Origin of the sequence: Bacillus sp. SIMBA_074 (assembly GCF_046534555.1) — a bacterium.
Lineage (GTDB): Bacteria > Bacillota > Bacilli > Bacillales > Bacillaceae_G > Bacillus_A > Bacillus_A mycoides.
The window spans coordinates 1-261 of record NZ_JAWRYM010000731.1 but is presented as its reverse complement, the minus strand read 5'-3'; the positions used below and the strand labels follow the sequence as shown (position 1 = coordinate 261).

Genomic DNA, 261 nt, shown 5'->3' with positions numbered 1-261 from the left:
GACGGTAGTACAAATCCTCACGAAATTTACCTTGCCTCACCGCTTCTTCCAGGTTACGATTTGTGGCGGCAATTACCCTGACATCAACGGATAAGACTTTGGTTGCACCAACTCTGACTACTTGTTTTTCTTGAAGAACACGCAACAGCCTTACCTGAATTGCCGGGGAGATATCTCCGATCTCATCCAGAAAAATCGTCCCACCGTCGGCCATTTCAAAAACTCCTGGCTTTCCTCCTTTTCTCGCCCCCGTAAACGCCC

1 protein-coding gene is annotated in these 261 nt (G+C 48.7%); it reads right to left on the bottom strand.

Annotated elements, in window-relative coordinates; translation table 11 throughout:
• A partial coding sequence (locus SB773_RS32705; protein WP_410594560.1) for a sigma 54-interacting transcriptional regulator occupies positions 1-261 on the bottom strand: 261 nt, incomplete at both ends.